19 protein-coding genes and 1 tRNA gene are annotated in these 25,166 nt (G+C 52.6%); 2 read left to right on the top strand and 18 right to left on the bottom strand.

All coding sequences use genetic code 11. The features are described 5' to 3' along the window. Positions 1-53 precede the first annotated feature (53 nt). The 15 genes from uxuA to ABJG22_RS04820 all read right to left on the bottom strand — a co-directional run bounded on the left by uxuA (position 54) and on the right by ABJG22_RS04820 (position 19,854). Positions 54-1,241 carry a mannonate dehydratase gene (uxuA, locus tag ABJG22_RS04750; RefSeq protein ID WP_348019106.1) on the bottom strand — a complete coding sequence of 396 codons (1,188 nt, stop codon included), beginning with the start codon at positions 1,239-1,241 and terminating at the stop codon, positions 54-56. A 16-nt stretch (positions 1,242-1,257) separates the two neighbouring features. Next, positions 1,258-2,517: an Nramp family divalent metal transporter gene (locus ABJG22_RS04755; protein WP_348019107.1), complete on the bottom strand. Its 1,260-nt coding sequence runs from the start codon at positions 2,515-2,517 to the stop codon at positions 1,258-1,260. Positions 2,518-2,743: 226 nt separating this feature from the next. After that, positions 2,744-3,775 carry a sugar kinase gene (locus ABJG22_RS04760; protein WP_348019108.1) on the bottom strand — a complete coding sequence of 344 codons (1,032 nt, stop codon included), beginning with the start codon at positions 3,773-3,775 and terminating at the stop codon, positions 2,744-2,746. A gap of 10 nt (positions 3,776-3,785) precedes the next feature. Continuing rightward, on the bottom strand, positions 3,786-4,433 hold the full coding sequence (gene eda, locus ABJG22_RS04765; protein WP_348019109.1) for a bifunctional 4-hydroxy-2-oxoglutarate aldolase/2-dehydro-3-deoxy-phosphogluconate aldolase: 648 nt from the start codon (positions 4,431-4,433) through the stop codon (positions 3,786-3,788). 24 nt (positions 4,434-4,457) lie between these two features. After that, the gene (locus tag ABJG22_RS04770; RefSeq protein WP_348019110.1) at positions 4,458-5,213 is read right to left on the bottom strand and encodes a glucose 1-dehydrogenase; all 756 of its coding nucleotides are present in this window, start codon (positions 5,211-5,213) and stop codon (positions 4,458-4,460) included. 32 nt (positions 5,214-5,245) lie between these two features. Continuing rightward, positions 5,246-6,547 carry an MFS transporter gene (locus tag ABJG22_RS04775; RefSeq protein WP_348019111.1) on the bottom strand — a complete coding sequence of 434 codons (1,302 nt, stop codon included), beginning with the start codon at positions 6,545-6,547 and terminating at the stop codon, positions 5,246-5,248. Between the two features lie 18 nt (positions 6,548-6,565). Beyond that, positions 6,566-6,928, bottom strand: a complete 363-nt coding sequence (locus tag ABJG22_RS04780; protein ID WP_348019112.1) for a cupin domain-containing protein — start codon at positions 6,926-6,928, stop codon at positions 6,566-6,568. Then, complete coding sequence (locus ABJG22_RS04785) at positions 6,925-9,105, bottom strand: heparinase II/III family protein (protein WP_348019113.1); 2,181 nt, start codon at positions 9,103-9,105, stop codon at positions 6,925-6,927. Before ABJG22_RS04785 ends, ABJG22_RS04780 begins: the two co-directional genes overlap by 4 nt. Beyond that, positions 9,102-11,351 carry a polysaccharide lyase 6 family protein gene (locus tag ABJG22_RS04790; protein ID WP_348019114.1) on the bottom strand — a complete coding sequence of 750 codons (2,250 nt, stop codon included), beginning with the start codon at positions 11,349-11,351 and terminating at the stop codon, positions 9,102-9,104. Before ABJG22_RS04790 ends, ABJG22_RS04785 begins: the two co-directional genes overlap by 4 nt. A 296-nt stretch (positions 11,352-11,647) precedes the next feature. Continuing rightward, positions 11,648-14,776: a TonB-dependent receptor gene (locus ABJG22_RS04795; protein ID WP_348019115.1), complete on the bottom strand. Its 3,129-nt coding sequence runs from the start codon at positions 14,774-14,776 to the stop codon at positions 11,648-11,650. Between the two features lie 309 nt (positions 14,777-15,085). Continuing rightward, the gene (locus ABJG22_RS04800) at positions 15,086-15,826 is read right to left on the bottom strand and encodes an FCD domain-containing protein (protein WP_348019116.1); all 741 of its coding nucleotides are present in this window, start codon (positions 15,824-15,826) and stop codon (positions 15,086-15,088) included. A 924-nt stretch (positions 15,827-16,750) separates the two neighbouring features. Further along, positions 16,751-16,825, bottom strand: a tRNA-Thr gene (locus ABJG22_RS04805). Positions 16,826-17,099: 274 nt separating this feature from the next. After that, the gene (locus tag ABJG22_RS04810; protein ID WP_348019117.1) at positions 17,100-17,591 is read right to left on the bottom strand and encodes a thioesterase family protein; all 492 of its coding nucleotides are present in this window, start codon (positions 17,589-17,591) and stop codon (positions 17,100-17,102) included. 42 nt (positions 17,592-17,633) lie between these two features. Beyond that, positions 17,634-18,011, bottom strand: coding sequence for a VOC family protein (locus ABJG22_RS04815; protein WP_348019118.1), 378 nt, complete (start codon positions 18,009-18,011; stop codon positions 17,634-17,636). Between the two features lie 61 nt (positions 18,012-18,072). Then, a complete protein-coding gene (locus tag ABJG22_RS04820; RefSeq protein ID WP_348019195.1) occupies positions 18,073-19,854 on the bottom strand; it encodes an aminopeptidase P family protein in 1,782 nt (593 codons plus the stop codon). A 191-nt stretch (positions 19,855-20,045) separates the two neighbouring features. Here ABJG22_RS04820 and ABJG22_RS04825 point away from each other — a divergent pair, with 191 nt between their 5' ends. Both ABJG22_RS04825 and ABJG22_RS04830 read left to right on the top strand, forming a co-directional pair. After that, complete coding sequence (locus ABJG22_RS04825; protein WP_348019119.1) at positions 20,046-22,112, top strand: S9 family peptidase; 2,067 nt, start codon at positions 20,046-20,048, stop codon at positions 22,110-22,112. After that, a complete protein-coding gene (locus ABJG22_RS04830; protein ID WP_348019120.1) occupies positions 22,109-22,516 on the top strand; it encodes a thioesterase family protein in 408 nt (135 codons plus the stop codon). Before ABJG22_RS04825 ends, ABJG22_RS04830 begins: the two co-directional genes overlap by 4 nt. Here the strand turns inward: ABJG22_RS04830 and ABJG22_RS04835 are convergent. Genes ABJG22_RS04835 through hemC form a run of 3 tightly spaced genes read right to left on the bottom strand, consistent with a single transcriptional unit; the run spans position 22,513 to position 25,163 of the window. Further along, the gene (locus ABJG22_RS04835) at positions 22,513-23,481 is read right to left on the bottom strand and encodes a mitofilin family membrane protein (RefSeq protein WP_348019121.1); all 969 of its coding nucleotides are present in this window, start codon (positions 23,479-23,481) and stop codon (positions 22,513-22,515) included. The genes ABJG22_RS04830 and ABJG22_RS04835 overlap by 4 nt on opposite strands. A 51-nt stretch (positions 23,482-23,532) precedes the next feature. Further along, positions 23,533-24,213 (bottom strand): uroporphyrinogen-III synthase, encoded by a 681-nt coding sequence (locus tag ABJG22_RS04840; protein WP_348019122.1) that lies wholly within the window; start codon positions 24,211-24,213, stop codon positions 23,533-23,535. After that, positions 24,210-25,163 (bottom strand): hydroxymethylbilane synthase, encoded by a 954-nt coding sequence (hemC, locus tag ABJG22_RS04845; RefSeq protein WP_348019123.1) that lies wholly within the window; start codon positions 25,161-25,163, stop codon positions 24,210-24,212. The genes ABJG22_RS04840 and hemC overlap by 4 nt, the downstream gene beginning before the upstream one ends. Positions 25,164-25,166: the final 3 nt, after the last annotated feature.

Raw genomic sequence — 25,166 nt, forward strand, 5'->3', positions numbered from 1 at the left:
CTTCGAAAGTGTAATATCGGCTCTTGTGCCCAAAGCGCATTGGATACGCAAAATCAACTTCTAGCGGACTCCAGCAAAGTCGTTACAACTCCGCGAATCTCAGCAAGTCCCTTCATTCGTCCGATCGCAGAATAGCCGGGATTGCTATCACCGTTAATGTCACTCATCATCAGATGACCATGATCCGGGCGGATGAATATTTCCCGCTTCAGGCGCTGCTCGTTTTCCAGCAGATGCCGAATAACCCGTATCATATCGATATCACTGTCCAGGTGACTAGCTTCGTAAAAGGAACGCTGTTCCTGAGGGTCGCGGATCACACCGCGCAGATGGGCGAAATGGATGCGTTCTGCATAGTCGTGGGCCATTTGCGGTAGATCGTTATCGGGCCTGCTGCCATAGGTGCCGACGCACAGAGTGATACCATTGGCGGGGCTGGGCAACGCTCCAAACAGCTTGTCGAGATCGGCAGGTGTGCAGATGACACGTGGCAGACCAAACATGTCCCAAGGCGGATCGTCGGGATGGATGGCCAATTTGACGCCCGCTTTTTCCGCGTGTGGGAGGACCTGTGCTAAAAACGAAAACAGGTTCTGCCGCAGCCCGTCATGGTCAAGATGGGCATAACGCTCTAGCACCCCGCGAAAATCCTCAAGCGAATAAGCGTCGGTCATTTTCCCCGGCAGGCCGGCAATGATTGTGCGGGTCAGTTCGCCCTGTTCATCTTCAGACATCGTGTGATAAACACGTTCGGCGCGATCTACTTCGTCCAACGTGTAATCGGCTTGCGCATTTTTGCGCCGCAAGATGAACAGGTCGAACGCCGCAAACCTGTCCTGATCAAAGCGCAGTGCGTATGCACCGTTTGGCAGTTGATACTTCAAATCCGTGCGCGTCCAGTCGATGACCGGCATAAAATTGTAGCATATCGTTTTGATACCTTCTGCCGCCAGATTGTTCAGTGTCACAATCCAATTATCTATATATATTTCATGCCCGTGTGCCGCGAGTTTGACGTCCTCGTGCACGGGGATGCTCTCTACCACGGTCCAGTGCAGCGGCGTCATTTTGTCATTATGTTCTTCAATCAATTCCTTGTGGGCTTTGATGGCATCCTGGTGCCAAGCATCACCGATCGGAATATCGTGAAGTGCACTGACAACATCGGTTGCACCGGTCTGGCGGATGTCAGCCAGGCTGACCGGGTCGCTCGGACCAAACCATCGCCAGGATTCACGCACTAATTTCTCTCCTCAGTCAGCCTGCCAGCATGTCCGTCAGGCCTTGGTATCCCATATAGCCCGTTACCAGCGAAAACAGGAATATCCCCGACAGACCGACATTGGTAAGCAAGCTATTGCGATGTGTTCCCATCAGGTCCGCGCGATTGCCAAGATAGAAGATACACGCGACCGTCAACGGTAGTAGTACCACGTTAAAAGCTTGTGACAGGATCAACACAAAGACGGGTCTGGCGTCAAACAACGGGACGATAAGACCGAGAAGTGAGATTAGAAACACAAAGATCCGATATCTCCACAAGGTCATGTCACGGGTTGTGCCAAGAAAGTCGCAGAGGAGCCATGGGACCATAAGCAGATTTGGAAACTGCGATGAAACGCCTGCGGCAATGATACCGACGGCGAAGATTGTAACCGCTAACGGGCCAGCGAGGGGCTCCAGCAAGCCAATCATTTGTGACGCGCGGTCTAGTCCAATTCCTTCGACAAAAAGGCTGCCTGCCGCCGCTGCCATAATTGAAGCGCTGATTACGAACATCATGATTGCGGCAAAAGCTGCGTCGCGCCGCTGCTGTTTGTCCTGTTCGATTGTCCAGCCGGCTTCCTTGACCAATGTGGTCCTGATGATGAACAAACCGGAGAAAATCGTTGTGCCGACCATCGATGCGATGAGCAGAAGTGGCCCTGTATCGTTGGATGACACTTCCGGCACAGAGGGCACTAGTCCCGCCGCCATATCTGCCACCGGCGGCATCAGAATGAAGAAGTTGAGGACAAAGCAACCAACCATGATCGCAACAATCACGGCCAGGGCCCGTTCAAAAGCTTGCGTGCGTCCACTCCAGAAGATGAAATAGGCAATCGCACAGAAAAACGCCGCCCAATAGATCGGCCCGACACCGCCTTCTATAAAGGTTTTTGACCATTCATAACTGATTTCAGCCACGATCCCCATCACGCCCATCACACTGCCGCAAACACCTACGCCAAGCGCAAGAATGAAGAATATGCCGACAGCTGGATGAATATGTTTACGGAACGCCTCGAGCGCAGTTTGGCCTGTCACTAAAGTGAATCTGCCGTAGGTGGCGATCATCAGATAGGTCGCTGCGCACGAGATTAACACAGTCCAAAGAAGAGTCATCCCGTAATTGGCACCCGCAGTCGCCATGGTTGTGACACTGCCAGTACCGATATTGAAACCTAAGAGGAAAATTCCGGGTAGGAATGCCGCTAATGCTGTTTTCCACCTACCCTGCGATCGTGATGCAACCATATAGCGCCGTCCGTATATCGATAAGGTTGGAAGGGGACTTTGTCTTGGTCACTTGTTTTTCTTGTTATTGTCTTTGACTAATCCACCCAGTTCACGTTGTACGCACTTTTCAAAAAGCTCCTGCTCGCGGCACAAATTGTCATTCGCGATAGGATAGCCATGTTTTTGTGGCTTGCCTGCCGAACGGCCGACGGTAACGAGGAACCTAGTTGGGGACATACACGTCTTACCTTTGAACCCGGCCGGATTCATCACCGGACATTAGTTTTTCAACTTCACCTACCGATACCCGGTTGAAATCACCAAGAATGGAATGTTTCAGACAACTGCCCGCCACCGCAAATTCCAGCGATTGCTGACGATCTTCATAAGCATTGAGGCCGTATATCAACGCGGAAGCAAAGCTGTCGCCTCCGCCGACCCGGTCGACGATATCGGTGATTTCATAGCGACGAGATAATTTGAAATCGCTCCCGCGTTCGCGCAGGCAGGCAGACCAGCCGTTGCGATCGGCACTCATGCTTTCGCGCAATGTGATCGCGATTGTGGACATATCAGGATAAAGTTCGAGAACTTTTTCGGACAGTGCTTCATATTTCTTGGTGTCAAGTTTGCCGGCTTCGACATCGACATCGACACTGATACCCAAGGACTTCTGGCAATCCTCTTCGTTGGCAATGCCCACGTCGACATATTTGACCAGCTCCGTCATCACTTCCGGTGCGGCCTTTCCATATTTCCACAACTTGCCGCGAAAGTTGAAATCGCAAGATACAGTCACTCCAGCCTTCTTCGCTGCCTTCACACATTCTAAACTAAGGTCTGCGGCAGATTGACTTAACGCCGGCGTGATACCGGTGATGTGCAACCATTTTGCACCAACATAGATTTTCTCCCAGTCAAAATCCCTAGGACCACATTCGCAAATCGAAGAGGCGGCGCGGTCATAGACGACTTTGGATGGTCGTTGGTTCGCGCCCGATTCCAGGTAGTAGATACCCACCCGGTCGCCGCTACGGCGGATCATCGAAGTATCAACACCAAAGCGGCGTACTTCATTAATCGCGTGCTGACCGATATCATTGTCTGGCAGCGCGGTCACAAAACCCGAATTCAAGCCGTAGTTGCTAAGCGCAACCGCGACATTGGCTTCGCCGCCGCCAAAGGTTGCTTCAAATTCCGGTGATTGGAAAAACCGTTCATGGCCGGGCGCCTTCAGGCGCAACATGATTTCTCCGAATGACAAAAATTCTGCCATGATATCTTCCTTATGGTCGTGCAGCGCCGGCGATTTCCACCGCTTCGCGCGCCAAATTTGTGATAACTTCATAGTCTCCAGCATCGATGGCTGCTGCGGGCGTTAACCAGCTGCCCCCGCATGCGATAACCGATGGTAGGGCCAGAAACTCGTCAAGATTAGATGCCGAAACGCCGCCGGTCGGCATGAAGCGCATTTCACGGAATACCGACGACAACGCCTTGAGCATCGGCACACCGCCTGCCAGCGAGGCAGGGAAGAATTTCACTGTGCGTAAGCCCAACGCATAGGCGCGTTGCACTTCACCCGCAGTCATAGTCCCCGCATAAAGTGGGACGTTTTGCTTCAGGCAATATTCCGCCACTCCGTCGACCAGTCCCGGGCAGACCACAAACTGCGCGCCACGTGCGATAACTTCTTCCGCCTGAGCGACTGTTAAAACCGTTCCGGCACCTACTATCAGGCCAGACGTTTGCTTGACGATCGCTTCCATGCAATCGACAGCCTCGTCGGTGCGCAGAACCACTTCGATGATACTCAGGCCACCGGTGCTCAAGGCATTCGCTGTTTGCACTGCAACGCCAATATCGCTCGCGCCAATAAGCGGCACAACGGGCGCAGAGGCGAGCCGGGCTTCGAGATCCTGTTCTATGCTCATCTTCTTTTCACTACCGTCCTTCGATCAAGAGAAGAATAGACCGCCATTGATGTCAATGTTGGTCCCGGTGATGAATGACGCATCATCCGATGCCAGATAGGCCGCCGCATCAGCTGTCTCTTCTGCAAGACCCTGTCGACGTAATGGAGTGGAATTGGCTACATTCTCGCGCACAGCGTCGGCAGTAAACGTGTCATGAAATGACGTAGCGATCATGCCGGGGCAGAGCGAATTGCAACGGATGCCTTTTGGTCCGAGATCTTTCGCCATTGCCCGCGTGAAGGTCATCACAGCTCCTTTGGAAGTTGCATATGCCGCTGCTCCAGGCCCACCACCATCACGGCCAGCTAGGGAAGCAAAGTTCACGATTGATCCGCCTTCTTTCATATGCGGAACCACGGCCTTGGTTGCGAGGAATGTCGAGGTAACGTTGAGCCGCATTACGTGCTCAAAGAACTCCATGTCCATTTCGTCTAGCCCTTTGCGTTGAACCATCCCGCCCGTCACGTTGACCAAAATGTCTACGCCATCACCAAAGGCAACCTGTGCAGCAGCGACCATGCCATCCACATCTTCCGGCTTCATCATGTCGCCTTTATATGAGATGGCCGTCCCGCCAGCTGCCCTAATTGCAGACAGAGTTTCATTCGCAGCTTCTTCATTGTTGCAATAGTTTACAACGACCTTTGCGCCTTCGCTCGCAAGCTTCTCCGACACGGCCCGGCCAATATCGCGACTGCCCCCGGTCACGATTGCTACCTTATCTTTCAATTTAGTCATGTTTTCCCCTGTCTATAAATATAATAAGATTTTTATGCGGTTGCAGTTTTCGGTTTTAATGGTCTGATCTCGCCGCACAGCACCCAGACACTGGCAATGGCCGTGAGTGCGAGAAATGCGCCGAGGACGAAAACGGAAAAGTAATTGGCTCCAGCGGTCATAATCGGAACAAGAAATGTCAATGCCGCCGCGGTTAGCTTAGCCGCCATGCCTGAAATTCCTGACAACGTGCCGACTGTCTGCTTGCCATAAAGGTCACTTGGAAGAGTTTGCACATTCCCAATAGCGGTCTGGAAGCCAAACAATATCGTGAACATTAAACCCAAAGCCAACCACGGTGTCGATGCCCCCGCCAATGCCAAAAGCGCGGGTAACATGATGAGGCAACCAAGCGTGATGGTGAATTTTCGTGTCTTGTTGACCGTCCATCCCGCATTGAGTCGGTTTTGCGCCAGCAATCCGCCGAACCATGCACCAAACATTGCACCCACATATGGCAACCAGCCGGACGCAACCAGATCTTTGACGTTAAAGTTATGGACTTCGAACAGATATGTCGGGATCCATACAATGAACAACCACCAGATCGGGTCAATTGCGGCGGATGCTATGATAACGCCCCAACTTTCCTTGCGTGCCAGAAGCTCGCCAGTTGTCGGGTTGTACCCGTCATCATCCTCACCACCCGCGTCGTCAGCTTTTTGTCCGGTGAGAATGTAATCGCGCTCTTCATCCGACAGCCAATCGTGATATTGGGGCGGCGCTTTCACGATGACCATCCAGGGCACAAGCCAAATCAGTCCCACAAGGCCAACCAGGATGAAGATAATCTTCCAATCAAAAAAGAGCGCCATGTAGCCAATCAGGGGAATCGAAATAATTCCGCCAATAGCGGCACCGGAATTGAATATCCCTTGTGCCAGAGCGCGCTCTTTTGTTGGGAACCATTCGGCATTCGCCTTAGTAGCGCCCGGCCAGTTACCGGCCTCTGCGACACCGAGAACGGCACGGAAAAAGCTAAAGCTCAGAACGCCCTGTGCAAAGGCGTGTGCCGCAGTAGCCAATGACCAAACCCCGATCGACAGGACGAAACCCAATCGAGTACCGATCCAGTCAAAAATTTTCCCGAAGATCGCCTGGCCAGCCGCATAGGCAAATATAAACACCGTGGAAACGATACCCAGAATATATTTATGGCCATCGGCGTCCATTTCTGGAAATAAATCCGGAGCGATATGTGCGGGCCACAAGACATTGATCGTTTGGCGATCAATATAGTTGATGATTGTCGCCAGCGCGACAAGCCCAACCACCCACCAGCGAAGTCCGGTCATTTTCATTCCTGTTCCCCCTCACCCATCGAGAAAATCTTCTCTGACGGGATTGAATATATCGAGCAGTGACCCTGCCTCTATGCATGTAATTCCATGATCGGTATCTGGCGTGATGGCGACGCTGTCACCAGCGACCAGTTCGCGTTCCTTACCGCGCATCATTGCTCGAAAACGGCCGGATTCTATATAGCTGATCTGGCTGTGAGGATGTTGGTGAACAGTGCCAGCGATGCCGGAATCAAACCACAATCGGCAGAGCATCAGATCTGGACCATAGGTCAATATCTGCCGCTTGATGCCGGGCTCCAGGTCTTCGATCGGAGAAGCTGATGCGTGAACAAACGTATCGCTTTGACGCGCCTGCGTTGCTGTGTCGGTCATTTGGCGCCTCCGCCCAAACGGATATGATCTGCGAAACCTGTCCAGCTCACCTTCTTGCCATCAATCGTCGCGTTATGCTTTTTTGCTTCGTCCTGATCATAGGAAATCGCGAGCACCGATTTCTCACCGGCCAGGGTTTCGATCAGAAGTAAATCTGCTTCACCGTCGCGCACATGCTGAATGGTCTTGATCTGGCTATCACTGTCGGTCGTGCGTTCAGCGGCACCGTCATAGCGGCCATGTGCCTCGAGAACCCCAGCGAACACGGTGTTCTTTCCGTTCTCTAACCGCTGAATAAGCATCTGTTCTCGGCGCAGGTTGAACTTCGGATCGTTGGCACCACTCTCGGCAAGAATGGTCTCAGCGCCAGCCTGAGGCACCCAGCGCGATGTGTAAAACCTGTCGTCCTTGATCCATGTCACAAAAGCAGTATCCGCACCGGCAGGCTTGCCCTTCGCGTCGACCCAGATATGCTGATAGCCATGATCTTCGCCGAGCACCGGACGGCCCTCGACGTTAGAATTCACATCAAAACCAACCCGCATGATATGACCATTGTAGTGAAGCGGCAGATCATATTGATGACGCCCCTCGGCGTTCACACGCATCACATCGGCGACCAGCGGTTGACCCAGTCCTTCGACATCAAGCAATGCTAGAGTCCGGGTAAACTCGACCCCGGGATAGGCACCGGTCATTTTGGCGCTACTGATCTGACTTCCCATTTTGTCGGAGAAGTAGAGTTGCTCTGGGGCCAGTTCGCTGGCAATTTTCACATCGCCGCCAAAATGACTTTTCTCGTCTACAACCAGAGAGTTATGCGCGATGCTCTGCTTCGCCCAACTCTCGTTCTCCGGCAAATAGCGCCCCCCAAATTTGGCTTCGATATTCAGGAACCTTGCGGCACCATAATCACCGACAATCTCATAGCCATTGTCATAATATTGCCAGCTCATTTTATCGAAATGGCCGTGCCCCATGCCCTGCGAACTATTCTTTGCGACCAGCGCCTGTCCGGTCATGCCATCACCTTTACGCATGATGGCAACCGCACCCTGCTTGCCTTCCGGCCCGTCGGAAAGCAGCTTGGATTTGAATGGAAAAGGCTTGGCCCTACCCGCTGCCAAATCACTGGCGAGCAACATTCCCGCATCTGTCAGGACAGTACGCCCCTGCCAGTTTGCAATATTCAACAGCCCGGGCTCACGCGTCTTACTGTAGGCCACAGCAACACCGTGAAACAGTTCGTCGGTCTTCAAACTCTTATCCCGAATAGCGTCATTGAACGGGAAGAAACGACCCTCATAAGTCAACTGAACCGTGGTCGTCAGCGCCTTCAGCAATATCCCGTCGCGATGTTCGAAAATCTTGCGTGCCGGATCATTCCTTTCGATCGCCCCAGCGAAAACAATGAACGGCTTAAGCGCAAAGCGTTGATAATAGGGGCCTTCAGTATAATAACCATCCGGCGAAAAGAGCAGTTCGCTCTGACGCAAAAATCCGCTCTCGCCTGATTTGTCTAGCCCCAACAAGGCTATGTCCACCAGCTCCTTGTCATCCAGAACATAGCCCGTCATCCCGACGCCGGCCGTTGCCCATGTGGCATGATTGTGAATCTTGCTGAAGGTCAATGCCGATCCAGTGGACAGGAACGCTGCTGCTTTACGGAACAGATTATCATCGATATTTTTACGATCAGCTTCTGAAAGCGTATCGCGAATGGCTTCATAGCCTTGAATGCTGTCGACCATCCACATGGCATCGTTCAAAACTTGCCAGAATATCCTACCAGAGCCTTGGGTATTCTTGCGGGCAGGATGTTCACCCAGTGTCGGATACAGCTTTGCATAGGCCAGCAATATGTCACGCACATAGTCAGCATATTTCGGCTCGCCAGTCAGTTTGAAGAGCTGGCCGCCCTGATAGATGATCTTGAAATTCTGCTTATGCTGCTCGTGGGTATAGCCGCCGCCCGGGTCTTTCGGAAACGGGACCACAACGCCGGCTTCCATCATCTGATCGACAAACGCCCGCGAGCGATCAATTTCGTTCTGGAATAACGGCGCATATTGCTGTGCCGCCGTGGAGGACCCAGTCTGGGAGGACTGAACTGGTCCAGCCACAGCGACCGAAGATGCAACTCCGCAAAGTGCGATCGCTAGGATCTTAACCCTCATGGCTTTGCTGCGCCTTCAAACTGATTGCCGGAAACTATGGCGCGATGGGCGCCTTCGTAGTTCAACTCTTCAAGAACCGGCATCGGCATATTTTTTGCTTTGTTATTTGATATGCGCGTTTGTGGACGCCCTACGGTGTGCACCACCTTTATCGAGGCGGCGTCGAGGAAATTATTGTTGCTGATATCCGCATGTTGAACGCCATGAAGAATCATGGAAAAGCTAGATGGGTTGTTTTTGCTTCGTCCGACATTCATGAAATTTGAATTCGTCACCAAAAAATGCGGCCCGAACGTGCTTTCATCTCGCCCCCCGCGATAGACGTTGAATAGCGCACCGCCGATGTCCTCAAAGTTCGAATTTGAAACGTCGAAATATTCGACATTATACTGACCGTAATCCTCTGTTTCGGCATTAGCCAACAGGATCGAACCAGAAATATTGCTGAAATTGCTATCCTTGATCGTAACACGATCCGCCATGGAACTTTTACCCAGCGCAATAACGTGGAACGAACGGTTCACATCCAGGTTGGTCACGGATACGCCATCAAGTTTGATCATGAAGTTCGACTGGATCGGGTAAATGGTCGTGCGGATCATGGCGTTGCCAACAGAGTCAGGCGACGCTGCACCATCGATCTGCAAATTGGCTAGCTTGACACTTCCGCCCTCTCGGATTTCCAGCAACGAAGGTCGAGAAAACAGAAGTTTGGTACGTCCATCCTTTGCCCCCCTGATTGTAATCGCACGATCCAATAAGAGCGTTTTGTTCACGAGATATTCGCCGTCACCCAACAAAAGTTGGTCACCTTCGACGGCCGTCGCAAAAACATCAGTCAGCGTATCTTCACCGGGCGGGACTGGAATCTCTTTCCCGGTGCCGAACCGCTTGCCGATTGCTGGCTTGGGATACCAGTCAACGCCCACCTGATCGCGGGTAAGAGGCTTAATATCACGGGATACGCCCGTGGTCGCCCCAACAGGATATAGCAGGCCATTTTCTGCCCGTTCCATCTCGACCGATGCTTTTGCGACGCCAGCAATCTCCTGCTGGGCCGAATCATTGAATATCATATTGTCTAAAAGTTTGATGCCGCTGATATCATCCTGTACCTTGATAAACTCACCTTTGCCTGTTCCGCCAAGCAGGTTTCCGGCAATACGGCTGTTGATCGGCGCAGCTGAACGCTCGGTATCCGCACCGGCATTGAGCGTAATGCGTGTGCTGTCGACAACCGTGTTATTCTCAATCACCGCATTGTCGACCTGCACGTAACGGTTAACTGGAGAATTGGGCACACCGTTCATCACTGTCAGTGCGCTGGCGAACCCTGTACCGCGGAGGCCTTCCATATAATTGTTGCGGATGGTCTGGTCCCGGTTGATCACCCTAATGCCGCCAGTATGGGCCTTTCCGCCGCCCATAAACACATTATTCTCAACCAGGGTACCATCACCATGGCGGAACACCAACGCACCGCGCGACCGATCAAAGAAATTGCCACGAAAGACATTGCTGCCCGACTTGGAAGAGATGATTTCGACTTCACCATCACAGCGGTCGAAATAGTTATTTTCCACTGTCGTGTTTGAATTGAACATCGAATAGTGGCTGGTGCCTATGCGTAAGGTTTCTCCGCCATTCGATCCCAACACCGGACGCGGCCCGAAATAATTATGATCGATGCGGTGGAAGTTTTCCTGACTCTCGGAAGAGTTAAGTCGCACGGCAAAAGTCACACCCTTGTTGGTCTTGCCCTCGAGATGACTGTGATCAAAACGGTTGTGCTTGCCGTACATGCCAACCCAATAGTCGCTTTCATAGCGGTCGGGTTTGCTGAAACTGTCGATTACGACCTGCGTGACGCGGCTGTGATGAGCCAGATTGTCTTTTGATCGGCGGAAGGAAATAACTTCACCGGTCGGACTGTAGCCGTTCTTGAACACCAGCCCGGTTACCAACATATGTTTGCCACCAATTCGGAGATTGGACTGGCCGGACAGAATCACCTTGCCGACCTCTTGCGGGCGCAGAGTGATTGGTTTTTCCTTGGTGCCTTGACCGGAAAATTTAATTTCAAAATCTTTCCATACGCCGTTCGCCAGAACGATCGTATCGCCAGCTTTCAAGAGCTTCTCGGTGGCGACATAGTTTTTCTTATCTTTAACCAGATAAACTTCTGCATAGGTGGGAGCTGAGGCAACCACACTAGTCAGCAAAACCAGGCTAAGCCTGAACATCATCCCCAAAGATCCTCTTGTTGTCTTTCTATCGGCTATCAATCTATTCAAATTGAGTCAACCAATTGGTACTACCAAATTGACATACCAATTTGTCCGCGATCCAATCGACGCTTAACTTAAGCAAGATCGGCGCGGCAGGTTCAAGCTCCCACCGCGCCAATCCCTTGCTCGAACCGACAAACTGCAAACTATTAGCTTGTCGTTCAAACTTGCCTGAGCCGCTTTGACCTTCATCTCTGTGCCGGAGGTTAGGGTCAAAAGCTTGCGGCTCAAGATTTTAAACGATTCCGTCTCGCCTAGTAAGTGAAGCTAAAACCAAACTGAACTCTACGATCGGTGATGCCTTCGTAGCACAACAATGCACCATCATTCACGCAAGAGATATTCTGGCTGGACTTGGTTATGTTAGTTGCCTCCACACCAATGTTTAACTGGTCGGTGACTGCATAGTTTACGCTAGCGTTTAGCTGCCCTCTAGGTTCAACAGCACCACGGAAGCCAAGCGGCTCAAACACGTTACCCGTGCCAGGCAGATCGTTCGTTCTAAACGTGTCACGCCACGTGTAACGTACCCGCGCCGATATACCGTATTTCTCGTAGAATGCTGTCAGGTTATAAGCGTGCTTGGACAGGTTCAGCAAAGTAGCGGTTTCACGCTGCACAGGATTTACAGCAGGATCGAAACCTTGTTGTGCAAAGATTGCCTGAGCTCGGCCGCCAGAAATGTCGGTAAAACCAGTATCGTTGCTTTCCGTTTGGTATGTGTAATTGGCCACAAAACCAAGACCGGAGAGAAATCCGAAGCTGCCAAGCCTATCTTCCCAATCACTTAAGTTATATTGGAAAGCGACTTCAATACCTTGTTGAGTGGTTGTCCCATTCGAGTTGAACGGGGTTTGAAGTCCAACACAGACACCTGTCTCGCCGTTACCGAAGATACCTGCTTCCGTCCCTGGAGAGAAAGTCCCGCCGCCTTCACATACCGGACCAACAGTGTCGCGTGTGTTAGGCGCAATAACGCCTGGAGCACCCGCATTACCCGGCTCATCAACGACAACTCCAAATAGCCCGTCGCGCTCTTTGCGGAAATAGCCGACGCTAAAGACCGCTTCAGGTGCAAAATACCAGCTTGCCGAGAAATCATAAGAGGCAATCTCTTCCGGTCTCACATTGGGGTCACCAGCTACAGCGTTACTGTTGACGCCTCGTGAATTCGGGAGTGATATCGCAGATGATATGTTCGTGAAGCTAGGTCGATTGATTTCCTGAGAAAAAGACGCCCGCAGGACAATGTCATCAGTCACATCAAAGGCGAGGTTCACGCGCGGCAAGAAGTGATCGTAGCTGCTTTCATTCGTGTTCAGGAATGGAGTACCAGTACTCAACACGTTGGCGGTTTCCGCTATCGAGGTTTTAACCCAGCGCACACCGGCATTTCCGCGGAACCTATCATCTTCAGTTCCAAAATTGATCTGACCGTACAGAGCATGCGTCTCTTCCGTAATATCAAAGAACGCATTTGGAAGCGAGTTTAGCCCTGAGGTGAAGATCGGTCCGAGACCTTGAGCCGCAGCGGCCGCATTGATCGCCGCTACTGCCTCTTCTGGATTACCGACAATGCCAGGATCTACTTGCAATACACCCGAGACAAACAAATCGCTGCCCGTGCCATCCCCAAAATTATCAGGAATCGGCGTGAGGAGGCTTGCGATACCACCCGCATTCAAACTGTTACCCAATGTGCCGGAACCGCTAGCAGACGCCTGCCTATTGTCTCTAAGAGTCTCGCGACGACTATAACGATAGCCAGCATCGATTGACTTAATAAAGCCTACCGAGCCAGTGAAATCGTAAGAGGTATCAAAGCGAAATGCCAGTTCCTCATTTTCCTGTATATTGGCGGAATATGTAGGAGTACCGTCAAACACATAGTTGCTTCCATCCAGCAACTGGGCGGTTGTTGGCGCAAATGGGTCGGCAAAATTGATGCCGAAGGAAATGCCATTCGTGAAGTCAAATATGACCGGAATGCCATTTTCGTCCCGGAAACTGGTACCAGCAGTATTGTTCGGGGCAATATCCGAGTTCGGATTGATAAAGTTAAGAGTTGTAGCGAGGTTTGGATTGACCGTTTCTGATGATACCCTGGAGACTTCAGCAGCTATGCTCAGTCGATCATGCTGCCAGTCAAGCCCGGCTCTAAATACATCGCTTTGAGTTTCGCGTGAACCATTGTCACTGGCCACCCGCAGGAATGGCGCACCGCGCGCGTTTCTAAAGTCATCGTCGGTAGCAAAATCCGCTCTCTGTTGCGGCGTAAAAGTACCTGCCGTGACGGCTTGAATGCTGCCAAGATTTTGACCCGTGGCGTCGAGGCCCAAATCGAACGTCGCAAAGTCCGTGAAGTTAATATTACCGCCGTTGGTTCTATCGCTTGCACCATTCAACCGGCTCACGTTAGAAAACTGAACTCGTGAACCTGCCAAATTTCGCGTCTGGTCTGTATAAATATAGTCAGCATAAAGCCTCAGATTATCGGTCGGCTTGGCTTCAAACGATGCCGCTACGTTGATTGTTTCATAATTCTGATCCTCTTGAACCTGGTTCAAGAACTGAACCCCGAGGAATCCTGGCGCTCCAGCCGGGCATGAGGTCGGCGGAGTGGCACCCGAACAGTCCGTCAGATTATCACGATCAAGGCGTGGACGGAAAGCGGTGTTGTTTGATTTGGTGTAACTACCACTCAAAACAAACCCAAATTCTGCTCCAGAGGAACTTTCCCATGTTTTACCAAACGCGCCTGAAACCCTCGGGTTTAGACCGCCAGATGAAAGGCTACTATCTTCCATTTGCCCGCGGACACTGAGGAGAGTTTCAGACAGATCAAGCGGACGAATGGTTCTGAGGTTAATCGTACCGCCAACGGAACCTTCGATCGTGCTCGCTTCAGGCGCCTTGGTAACTTCGACACCCGCGATGATAGATGGATTCAAATCTTCAAAGTTAATACCGACCCGTCCGTTACCCGCGCCGACGGTTGATACACCATTAACTTCGAGGCGGTTACTACCTGTACCCCGGATCTGAACGCCGGTTCCAACGCCGTTTTGGCGTGTGATCAGAACACCGGTGATATTCTCGAGAACCTCTGCAAGGTTTTGATCGGGCAGCTTACCAATATCCTCGGCCTTAATGACTTCGATAAGGCTATCTGCCTCACGCTTTTCGTTAAGCGCACTGGCCAAAGAACTTCGAATACCGGAAACGATAATAACGTTTTCATCAGACTCCGCGGCGTTATCTACTTGCTCATTTTGCGCATATGCTGGCGAAGCGACCATTGCCATGGCTGTGCCCGCCATAAGTGCCGTTGAAAACCGAAAACGTGAAAATTTACTATGTGCAGAAATATTGATCTGATTCATCGAATCCCCTCCCTGTTATTTTTCTATTTCCACCATATTTGGCTTGGCAGGTTATAGGTGTCAACCTTTAATGCAAACCTATTGTATAGTTTTTGTCATACCAATTTAGCATACCTTACAAAAAGGCCAGATTTAGAACCGCTTACCCACCCCGATGACTCTTGCCGGATTGAACATTCTGTTCGAAATATGTCGGTGTGTAACATTTTGGTGACATATCAGAAAAGCGCACAACCTCATCCACAGCCCAATGCCGCTAGAGGAAGCCAATGGTTTTCTGAAATTTGTGACCCAGGCCTAAAAACCTGTTCAGCCCATGCGGGCAACGTCAAGAAAGCGTTCCCGACTCTCAATCGCACGCTGCTGAACTGCCTTCAGTGCTTCCTGTTCAGTAGCATCCAGCATGGTGCCAATTAGGCGCAAAAAATGCTCGCGCATTGCGCGGCGGGCAGCGGCCGGATTGCGCGCCTTTAGCGCATCCAATATATCTTTGTGCTCCTTGGCACGGGCTTCGGCATCTTCCTCGCAAACCGCATCATAGCTATGCTTCACTTCGGGAAGCTCTTCACGCATACGCCATAGGGATTCAATCGAATGGACCATCGCACCATTTCCGGAACATTCTGCTATTGTTGCATGAAATTCTCGATCCGCAGCCAGCGATGTTTCTTCATCGCTATTGCCCATGGTATAAATCAAATCCTCAAGCTTCTTCAGGTTTTCATCAGAAATGATTTTGGCAGCGAGTGCTGCAGCCTCCGCTTCGATCAGCGAACGGGCCTCTGTTACCTCAAAAGCGCTTACTGCGGGAAGCTTACCAGGCCGCAGAGACTGATCTTCGCACACATAGACGCCAGAACCCGTCTTGATCTCGATACGCCCAATGGCCTGCAATGCAATTTCAGCTTCGCGAATGGTGACCCGGCTAACTTCAAACCGCTCCGCCAGTTCCCGCTCTCCGGGAAGGCGCGTTCCGGGGGGAAATACACCCTCGTCAATAAGCAGTCCGATTTGCTCGGCAACGCGATGAAAAAGTCTCTGCTCAGCCATTTCGCAAAAATCCCTTTTAGTTGCCTTGCTGTAACGGTCAGGGCGACCAATGTCATCCCATAACCAATCACTCCGTTGGCGCAGTATTGCCATTCAATACTGCGCAATAGATTGTTGAAACTGGCGGATTCCCCTATGCTTGTCAATCTCTTTCCATACCAATATACCTATTATAAGGATACCAATTTCCCTCACCTTTTCTTCTGCAGGATCGTTAAACTGGCCGCAAAGTAGCGCCATTAATGCTGAGAACGGCCCCTTTGTGATTGGCGTATGAACTATTGCCCGACTAGCATTGATTGAACACAAGCACTCGGAATAATGGCGGGATTAAAAGTCACACACAGTCTGCTAGCCGCCCAACATTTTGAAGCATCCCCCTTTTGGGCCGATTGCGGACATTAGAATTAGACATTTTCCGCAAGTGCCAAGGCATCCTCGACCTCAACGCCCAGATATTTAACAGTGCTATCGATCTTTGAAATGCATTTGCAGCACGAGACTATCTGATCGATGGAATAGCCTCGCCTCTAGTGTCGGATTATTCCCAGAGGCATCTGAGAAAACTTGCCAAGCTGAGTTATCTAGCACCTGATATTGTGAAAGCGATCGTCCAAGGATCGCAGCCTGTCAATCTGACCGGAAGACGCTTTTTGCGTGCGGGTAAAATCCCTCTCGACTGTAACGAGCAGCGCACCCTCTTTGGGTTCACATAAGAACAAAATCACTCAAATTTCAAAAGCGCATCTGGAATCCGCGTTTCCGGGCGTCGAGATAATCCGGCTATTAGTAGCAACACAGCGGGTGCCAAATGGTCTCTGGACCGCAGTTCACACAACGGGCAGAAGCTAAGCTACGGAAACTTCGGGACTAAATACGTAAATCACTGACGTCATTGGAGACGCTCGAAATCGTGAAGAAAAATGGTGCTGCTAGGGAGAATTGAACTCCCGACCTCGTCATTACCAATGACGCGCTCTACCACTGAGCTACAGCAGCCGGACCATTTTGATGCGCTAGCACTAGGTACCATGTCAGGCATATTCCAGCGAACCGAGGGGCTAAGACCAAATGCTTTGCATCTTGTCAAGCGGAGTTGCGTTTTTCATGGGATAATGCAATCAGGCGCCATGCCAAAACCACAGTCAAAATCTGAAAAAATGCGCAAAGAAGCGGAAAAAGCAGAGCGTCTCGCTGCGCAGCTGCGGGCCAATCTACGCCTTCGCAAAGCCCAAGCGAAACAGATGGTCCCTAACGACTCCGACACAAAAGCTTAGGCGTTCGCTGCCGCCCGTTCCGGCTTGATAATCTCAAACTCGCTGACGGCTTCGATAAATTTTTCGGCCACAGGAGCAACTTGCTCAGTGGCCGGGTCGAACCAGACATAGGTGAGCTTGATAACGTTCAAGAGCTCGTCACCGCGCAATATATGCACCAGCAACGCATAGCTTGTCCGACCGAAACGGATAATCCGAACCGCAACGTCGATAAGATCATCCGCTTTTGCAGACGCACGGAAATCGACATCGGCATGGCGCACCCAATTATCGCCGCCAAAATGCTGCATGAACCCGCCAAGCATATCGCCTTTGCCCTGAGGCGCGTTATCCACCATCAGAGCGCGCATATATTCGGTCAAACCGACATCGGCAAAAACCAAATAATTGGCGTTAAAGACGATGCCCTGCAAATCGCATTCGGCATAGCGCACACGCATTGGGGTAATCAGGCGAAAGCCATCACGGGGATTTTTCTGTTCTGTCATGATGCTGGCTCTTTCCCCAGCGTCATGAGACTGTCAACCGCCTTAGCCCGCGTTCATGCAAAAGGCATTGAGCTTGTTGCCATCCGGATCGCGAAAATAGCCAGCATAGAAGCCTGCATCGCCACGTGGCCCCGGTGCGCCTTCATCGCTGCCGCCGTGGGCTAGCGCGATGTCATACAGCCGCTGCACCTGATCATTGTCTTTGACTTCGATCGCCACCATCACCCCATTGCCAACGCTAGCAGCCTGACCATCAAAAGGTTTACTCGCTGCTATGCCCGGCGCGCCGCCCATTTCGCCCCAAGCGATAAACTGGTCGGAGTCCATCATCCGTCCAACGCCCATTTCCTTGCCAATCGCGTCATAAAATTTTGCCGCTCTCTCCAAGTCATTGGTACCCAATGTGACATAGCCAATCATGTTCTTCTTCCTTCTTGTTGAAAAAGAACATTATGAGAACATTTGATTCGCGTCAACAGATTCAGAGCGCTGTCGTTTGCGCCTCTAACCATTGCAGCGCGTCGCCGTCCAACTGCGGCGCGATCGTTGCTCGCACTTTCGCATGATAGTCATCAACCCATTGGCGCTGGCTCTGCGAAAGCATCGCAACGTCGATCAAACGACGCTCAAGCGGCGCGAACGTTAGTGTCTCGAAACCGAGCATCGACTGTTCAGCGCCATCAATGATACGTTCTTCGACCAAGATCAGGTTTTCGATGCGGATGCCGAATTCATCGGTCTTGTAATAGCCGGGTTCATTGGAACAAATCATACCGGCAACCAATGGTTCGTTAAACCCGCCAAATGCGGCAATCCGTTGCGGTCCTTCATGAACCGATAGATAGGCGCCAACACCATGGCCGGTGCCATGCGCATAGTCCACGCCATCAGCCCAAAGATATTGCCGCGCCAATATATCCAATTGCCCACCGGTCGTCCCCTTCGGGAAGACGGCCTGTGCCAAGGCGATATGGCCTTGCAGAACCTGCGTATAGCGTTTGACCATTTCAGCGGTTGGCTCTCCCACCGCCATAGTACGGGTAACGTCGGTCGTGCCGTCACGATATTGCCCGCCGCTATCGACCAAATAGAGCGTACGATCCTCTATCTTGCGATTGGTTTCTTCGTTCACGCTATAATGACAAAGCGCACCATTCGGGCCGGCACCGGAAATCGTACGGAAAGACAGATCTTCGAGCTTTTCGGACTGCCCTCGAAATTCAGCAAGCTTAGCCGCGACCGACAGTTCATCATGGCCACCGCTCAGCGCCTCATTGGAAAACCAGTGCAGGAATTGACTCAGCGCGGCACCATCGCGCGCTTGCGCCGCTTTGTGACCATCAACTTCGGTCTCGTTCTTAATCGCCTTGGCAAGGATTGTCGGATCGCGTTTTTTGACAATATTGGCACCGGCCTGCGCCAGTTGTTCGAATATCGCGGCCACGGAACGCTCGGGATCGACGCCCACTGCTCGTCCTTTATACTCGGCAAGTGCATCAGGAAATTCGCTATAGTCCCGCAACGCAACCGCATTGCCCAAATGAACCCGAACATCGTCGGTTAGTTTTTCCGGCGCCACAAACAGTTCGGCACTGCCATCCGCTTTGACAATCGCATAGCCACGCGGAACCGGCGTGTTGGCGATATCTTTGCCGCGAATGTTGAATGCCCAGGCAACAGAATCAAGCGCTGCAATCACGGTGGCATCAAGGCCTTCCGCTTTGAGCCATGCCGCAATGTCAGCCCGTTTTTCACTGGCACTTTTGCCCGCAAATTCATCTGGTTGGACATCGAGCTTCGCCAAGGACGGTTCCGGTTGATCTTCCCAAACCTGATCCAGGGGATTGTCCTTGACCGTCACCAGGCTTGCACCTGCTTTGCCTAGCTTAGCGGCAGCCGACTTTGCCCAGTCTTGCGTATGCAGCCATGCATCATAGCCAATTTTAGAATCGTGCGGCGCATTGGCGCCCAGCCAGTCGACGATGCTCTGATCCGCCGTACCGACATATTCATATAGATTGCCATCCACCTGATCGCGCACCTGAATAGTATAACGCCCGTCTGTGAAAATCGCTGCCTTGTCTTTGAGCACCACAGCAGAGCCAGCAGAACCGCCAAATCCTGTCAACCAGGCCAGCCGTTGTGCATAATCACCGACATATTCACTCATATGCTCGTCGCAGATCGGAACGACAAAGCCGTCGAGACCGTCTTTTTGCATTTGCTCCCGCAGGGCCGCGAGCCTGGCTTCATAAGTAGACATCAACACTGGCTGTGAAACTCCTTGAATTAGCTGCTTGGTAAACACATAGGTATTTTAGACGTTTTCCGCCACCCACTTCCCTGAAAAGAGGCGTCATGAAACAGATATTCCTTTCGTTGATGGCAATCATCATATTGCCCCCCACCCTTTCATCGGCTCCAGCCGTCGCTCAAACTGAAACAGAAAAGACCATGACAGAAAAAATGGAAAATCCTCCGGTCGCGGCGCAACGGCCATATAGCTATCAACGCCACGGCTATACCGTGAGCGATCCCTATCACTGGCTGAAGGATCAGAGCTATCCAACGGTCGATGACGAGGATGTCCTCGATTATCTGAAGGCGGAAAACCGCTGGTTCGAACAGAATATGGAAGGGCAGAAAACGTTTACCGAATCGCTGTTCGCCGAGATGAAAGCGCGGATCAAGGAAGACGACAGCTCGGTGCCGCAAAAGGACGGCGACTGGCTCTACTGGAGCAAGTTCGAGGAGGGCATGCAATATCGCCAGCATTGGCGCAAATCGGTCTCTGGCGGCAAAGACCAACTCATGCTGGACGAAAATATCCTAGCCAAGGGCAAGGAATATTTCCGTCTGGGCGCGGCGTCCGTCTCCCCTGATGGTCGTTTGCTGGCCTATTCCTATGATGACAATGGTTCGGAACGGTTTGAAGCCCGGATCAAGGACCTGTCTAGCGGCGAGCTGCTGCCCGACGTCATCCCCGGCACCTTGTCGAGTCTGGTCTGGTCCGCCGATTCCAAAATGCTGCTCTACGGCCTCGCCAACGAGCAATGGCGCACCGACAATGCCCGTCTCCATATCTTGGGCAGCGACATCGTCGATGATGTCGAACTATATCGCGAAGATGATGAGGGTTTTCGGGTCGGCATCGGCCTGACCCATTCGGAAAAATATATCGCGATATCGACCGGCGATCACCAAACCAGTGAAGTGCGGCTGGTACCCACCGACGATCCGCTGGCTGAACCGATATTGGTTTCCGCGCGGCAGACCGGCCGCGAATATGACATCGAAGAGCATGACGGTACGCTCTACATCCTGACCAACGACGATCATGTGAATTTCCGGCTGGCCACCGCACCGGTCACCGATCCGGACAATTGGACGACTTTGATCGCCGGTTCGGACGAATTTTATCTGACCGACATGACGCCGTTCAAGGGTTTCTATGTCACCGAAGGCCGTGAAAATGGCCTCGATCAGGTGGAAATCCGCTCTTATGCCGATCCATCAAAGGTCGAGCGCATCGCGTTTCCCGAAGCCAGCTATAATGCCGGTCTGGACGACAATCCGGAATATGACGTCCGCACGCTGCGGCTCAGCTATGAATCGATGGTCACGCCGGATACGGTCTATGACTATATCCTGGCCGACAAGACGCTCGAGACGCTAAAAGTACAGGAGATTCCATCCGGTTATGACGCCAGTCAATACACCACCGAGCGGTTGACCATCAAAGCCCGCGACGGCGCGATGGTGCCCGTCTCTCTGGTTTACAAAAAGGGGACCAAACTGGACGGCAGCGCGCCGCTCCATCTCTATGCCTATGGCGCCTATGGCTATGCCGTACCGCCAAGCTTCTCGACCACGCGTCTGTCGCTCGTGGATCGCGGTTTCGTCTATGCCATTGCCCATATCCGCGGCGGTGATGATCTGGGCCGCAACTGGTATCTCGACGGCAAGCTGACGAAGCGGACCAATACGTTCCATGATTTCGTCGATGTCGCCAAGGGATTGATCGCCAGAGACTATACCAACACGGGCCGGATTACCGCTTCGGGCGGTTCGGCCGGTGGCGAGCTAATGGGCGCGATCGTCAACAGCGATCCGGAACTGTGGGGCGCGATTGTCGCGCATGTGCCCTTTGTCGATGTGCTCAATACGATGCAGGACGAGAGCTTGCCACTCACACCGGGCGAGTGGCCGGAATGGGGCAATCCGATCACCGACAAAGCGGCGTTCGAATATATCCGCAGCTATTCGCCTTACGATCAGGTCAGTGCGCAGCACTATCCGCCGATGCTGATCACCGGCGGCCTGAACGACCCGCGCGTGACCTATTGGGAACCCGCCAAATGGACAGCCAAGCTACGTGCGACCAAAACCGATGAGAATATCCTGCTGCTCAAGACCAATATGGGCGCCGGCCATGGCGGCAAGTCCGGGCGCTGGAATGCACTGGAGGAAACGGCGGAGGAATTCGCCTTCATCCTCTGGCAGATGGAGATCGCCGAGTGAAACCGCCGGAAACGGCCTTCGCTCTTTCGATCACCGCCCAAGCCGAAGACATAGACGAACTCGGCCACGTCAATAATGCGGTCTGGGTGCGCTGGATCCAGGATATGGCGACAGCTCACTGGAACGCAATCGCGCCAAAAGATGCCATTGATCAATATATCTGGGTCGTGACCCGGCACGAAATCGACTATCGCGGCAATGTCGGGAGCGGCGAGACCGTGACCGGCCATACCTGGATTTCCGAACCGCCCAAGGGCGCGCGTTTCTGGCGCAACGTCAGTTTCACCGGGTCCGATGACAAGATCAAAGTTATCGCAAAAACCAACTGGGCAATCATAGACAGGCAGAAAGGCCGGGCGGTTCGCGTCCCATCAGCCCTCGCAGACCTGTTCCTGAAAGACTAGGGCGCCGGTATCGGCGCAGCCGGAGCAAGCGGCGAAGGTTGATCTACCTTCTCGCCTTCAGCCGTCCGCAATTGCTGCGGTTCCAGTATAGCCGCGGTCTCGATAACGTCTAGCGCGCGCCGCGCCTCGTTATAGCGACGGGCCTTTTCCATCCATTGAGAAGCATCCTCATCCTTCTCAACACCGGTCAACTTCTCAACTTCCGCAATGGCGGCCTCGACATTACCAGTTTCAACATAACGCTTTGCCCGGACCAGGCGCTGTTGCGGTGCAGGAGAAGGGGTTCCCTCACGACGAATAACGAATAGTTCGGAGAGCTCCTGCCGGAAATTGGTCCAAAAATTCGCCTCTCCTGTGCCGGTTGTCAGCGATGGTCCTATTTCGTTCAATCCGGCAGATAGTTCTTCTAGTGTAACGGGCTGGCGAGAAGCGTTGACGATGGTCGTGACGGCCTTCGGTTGTGCATCGCCAAAACGAAGCCGCAACTGGGGATCAATATAACCAAGCGAAGACCCGCGATCCAGAGCACGGCGAGCGGCAAAAGCTATCAGCAAACCTTCCGCACGGGCGGCATTCCCCGATGCTGCCTGAGCTTGCACATTGATCCGTGATAAACGATCTTCCAGATCCGCGACCCGTGCGGCAAGCGCTCGCTCTATTTCAGGTGTCAGGACCGGAGGAGCCACTTCTGCAGATTGCACGGGTGCTGGTAATACACTACCATCCGCGTCAATTCGATTGGCAAGGGCAGTCGCGGCATCCGGTTCCGCCACTGCAACAGCGTCACCATTGGCAATGACCGCTGTCTCGGTCTCCGCACTGCTATCGAACGGATTGTAACGGGATAGAATCCAGCCGGTCAGAATCGCACCCCCTATAAAGGCTACGACCATCAAAATCAGTACATTGCGCGTCATATTGCTCTTGCCTGTTGATGGCGAAAGCCTTTCATAATCCCGGCTCATTCCCGTTCCTTTTCTCGGTCCAGCCGCTAAGCGAACCAAATTTTCCTCATATCATTGGCATAGTTCGCTCGCCCGAGACAGTAAAGCGTCGTCATCCGGATGCTCGGCGGTTTGGATGCTTTTCCATCCCTGCCCCGCCGCTTCCGCCACCTTCCTAGAAAAGGCCAGAACATGATGACTATTTTTCGACAATCCCAAGCGATCCAATTCCGACACAAGATGCTCCGCTGCACGAACGGAGTGCAATAGAATAACGGCCTGATCTGCGAGACAGGATTGGGCCCGCGCACCCAAAGCAATCGCCTTCGCTCTATAGATTGGAATGATATGCACGTGGCGTTGCTTGGCGGAAACGTCCGTATATTGCTCGCCGGTCAACCATAATATGTTCTGATACTGCCCGTCCTTAAACTGACGCAAAAGGTCCTGTGCGCCCGATTTCCCCGTTTGCGCCACATCAAATCCGGCGCTTTTTGCGGCCATCGCTGTTTTAGCGCCGACCGCCAGCACCGGTAAGGACCGATAGGATTCCAGTTGTCCGCCACCATATTTGAGCGCGTTGGCACTGGTCAGCAGTAAGGCATCGAAATCCTGTGGTTCGGGACCAAGCCACCGGATCGGTTCGACCGCAAACAAGGGATCTACAACCGCCGTCAGCCCCAGATCTTTCGCCCGCTGTTCGGTCTGTAGTGCCCCATCGAGCGGTCGTAAGATCAGCAGCGGCAGGGTCATCTGCCAAAAATGGCCTTCAGCGCCGCACTGGCTTGGCCTAGCAGCTTGTCTGCCAATATGCCGGGCGCGGCAACGTCTCCGCTATCGAAGTTAGACTGGCCATCGACGGACTCGGTTCCGTCAGGCAGCAAAATTTCGGCCCGCAGATGAACGGTCCTGCCATCAATCGCCGCCAATGCGGCAACCGGACTATGACAATCAGCAGTCAACCGTTCCAAAAACAGCCGTTCAACCGTGACCGCGCGAAATGTACTGACCGACGATATCGCCCGCAATAACCGGCGAACATGGCCATCATTGGTCCGCGCTTCGATACCGACAGCCCCTTGTGCCGGCGCGGGAAGCATGACTTCATCGGAAATCTCACTTCCAACATCTTCCATATCCAGACGGTTCAACCCGGCAGCGGCGAGCAGAGTTGCATCATAATCACCATCTTCGATTTTTTGCAGGCGCGTTTGCACATTGCCGCGGATCAATCGCACGTCGAGATCGCCTCTTTGCCGCAAAAGTTGCGCTTTACGGCGTGGCGACGCGGTACCCACGATCGCCCGCTCGGCCAACGCATCAATTGATTCTGCTCCGATCAGTCGGTCGTGAACGTCCGCCCGGTCCAACAAAGCCGCAAGAATAAACTCCCCCGGACGGATCGTTTCAACATCCTTCATACTGTGCACCGCACAGTCTATTTCACCGGTTCCAAGCGCGCGATCCAGCTCCTTGGTCCATAAGGCCTTACCGCCCACCTCTGCCAGCGAACGATCAACTATCTTGTCGCCGCTCGCGATCATCGGCACCAGCTCCACCTGATCGGGGCGCCAGCCATGAAATGATAACAGGGCGTTTGCGGCCATTCTGGCCTGCGCCAAAGCCAGTGGTGATTGACGCGTACCTATACGCAGCGGTCGATCTAGTCCGGCTAGAATCTCTTTTTTGACATCTTCGTTCATGAT

The organism is Parasphingorhabdus sp. (assembly GCF_039939955.1).
In the GTDB taxonomy this organism is placed as follows: Bacteria; Pseudomonadota; Alphaproteobacteria; order Sphingomonadales; family Sphingomonadaceae; genus Parasphingorhabdus.

Coding starts and splice junctions, on each gene's coding strand:
- ABJG22_RS04755 (WP_348019107.1), bottom strand. CDS start 2,517: ATGGTTGCATCACGATCGCAGGGTAGGTGGAAAACAGCATTAGCGGCA.
- ABJG22_RS04760 (WP_348019108.1), bottom strand. CDS start 3,775: ATGGCAGAATTTTTGTCATTCGGAGAAATCATGTTGCGCCTGAAGGCG.
- eda (WP_348019109.1), bottom strand. CDS start 4,433: ATGAGCATAGAACAGGATCTCGAAGCCCGGCTCGCCTCTGCGCCCGTT.
- ABJG22_RS04770 (WP_348019110.1), bottom strand. CDS start 5,213: ATGACTAAATTGAAAGATAAGGTAGCAATCGTGACCGGGGGCAGTCGC.
- ABJG22_RS04775 (WP_348019111.1), bottom strand. CDS start 6,547: ATGACCGGACTTCGCTGGTGGGTGGTTGGGCTTGTCGCGCTGGCGACA.
- ABJG22_RS04780 (WP_348019112.1), bottom strand. CDS start 6,928: ATGACCGACACAGCAACGCAGGCGCGTCAAAGCGATACGTTTGTTCAC.
- ABJG22_RS04785 (WP_348019113.1), bottom strand. CDS start 9,105: ATGAGGGTTAAGATCCTAGCGATCGCACTTTGCGGAGTTGCATCTTCG.
- ABJG22_RS04790 (WP_348019114.1), bottom strand. CDS start 11,351: ATGATGTTCAGGCTTAGCCTGGTTTTGCTGACTAGTGTGGTTGCCTCA.
- ABJG22_RS04795 (WP_348019115.1), bottom strand. CDS start 14,776: ATGAATCAGATCAATATTTCTGCACATAGTAAATTTTCACGTTTTCGG.
- ABJG22_RS04800 (WP_348019116.1), bottom strand. CDS start 15,826: ATGGCTGAGCAGAGACTTTTTCATCGCGTTGCCGAGCAAATCGGACTG.
- ABJG22_RS04810 (WP_348019117.1), bottom strand. CDS start 17,591: ATGACAGAACAGAAAAATCCCCGTGATGGCTTTCGCCTGATTACCCCA.
- ABJG22_RS04815 (WP_348019118.1), bottom strand. CDS start 18,011: ATGATTGGCTATGTCACATTGGGTACCAATGACTTGGAGAGAGCGGCA.
- ABJG22_RS04820 (WP_348019195.1), bottom strand. CDS start 19,854: ATGTCTACTTATGAAGCCAGGCTCGCGGCCCTGCGGGAGCAAATGCAA.
- ABJG22_RS04825 (WP_348019119.1), top strand. CDS start 20,046: ATGACAGAAAAAATGGAAAATCCTCCGGTCGCGGCGCAACGGCCATAT.
- ABJG22_RS04835 (WP_348019121.1), bottom strand. CDS start 23,481: ATGAGCCGGGATTATGAAAGGCTTTCGCCATCAACAGGCAAGAGCAAT.
- ABJG22_RS04840 (WP_348019122.1), bottom strand. CDS start 24,213: ATGACCCTGCCGCTGCTGATCTTACGACCGCTCGATGGGGCACTACAG.
- hemC (WP_348019123.1), bottom strand. CDS start 25,163: ATGAACGAAGATGTCAAAAAAGAGATTCTAGCCGGACTAGATCGACCG.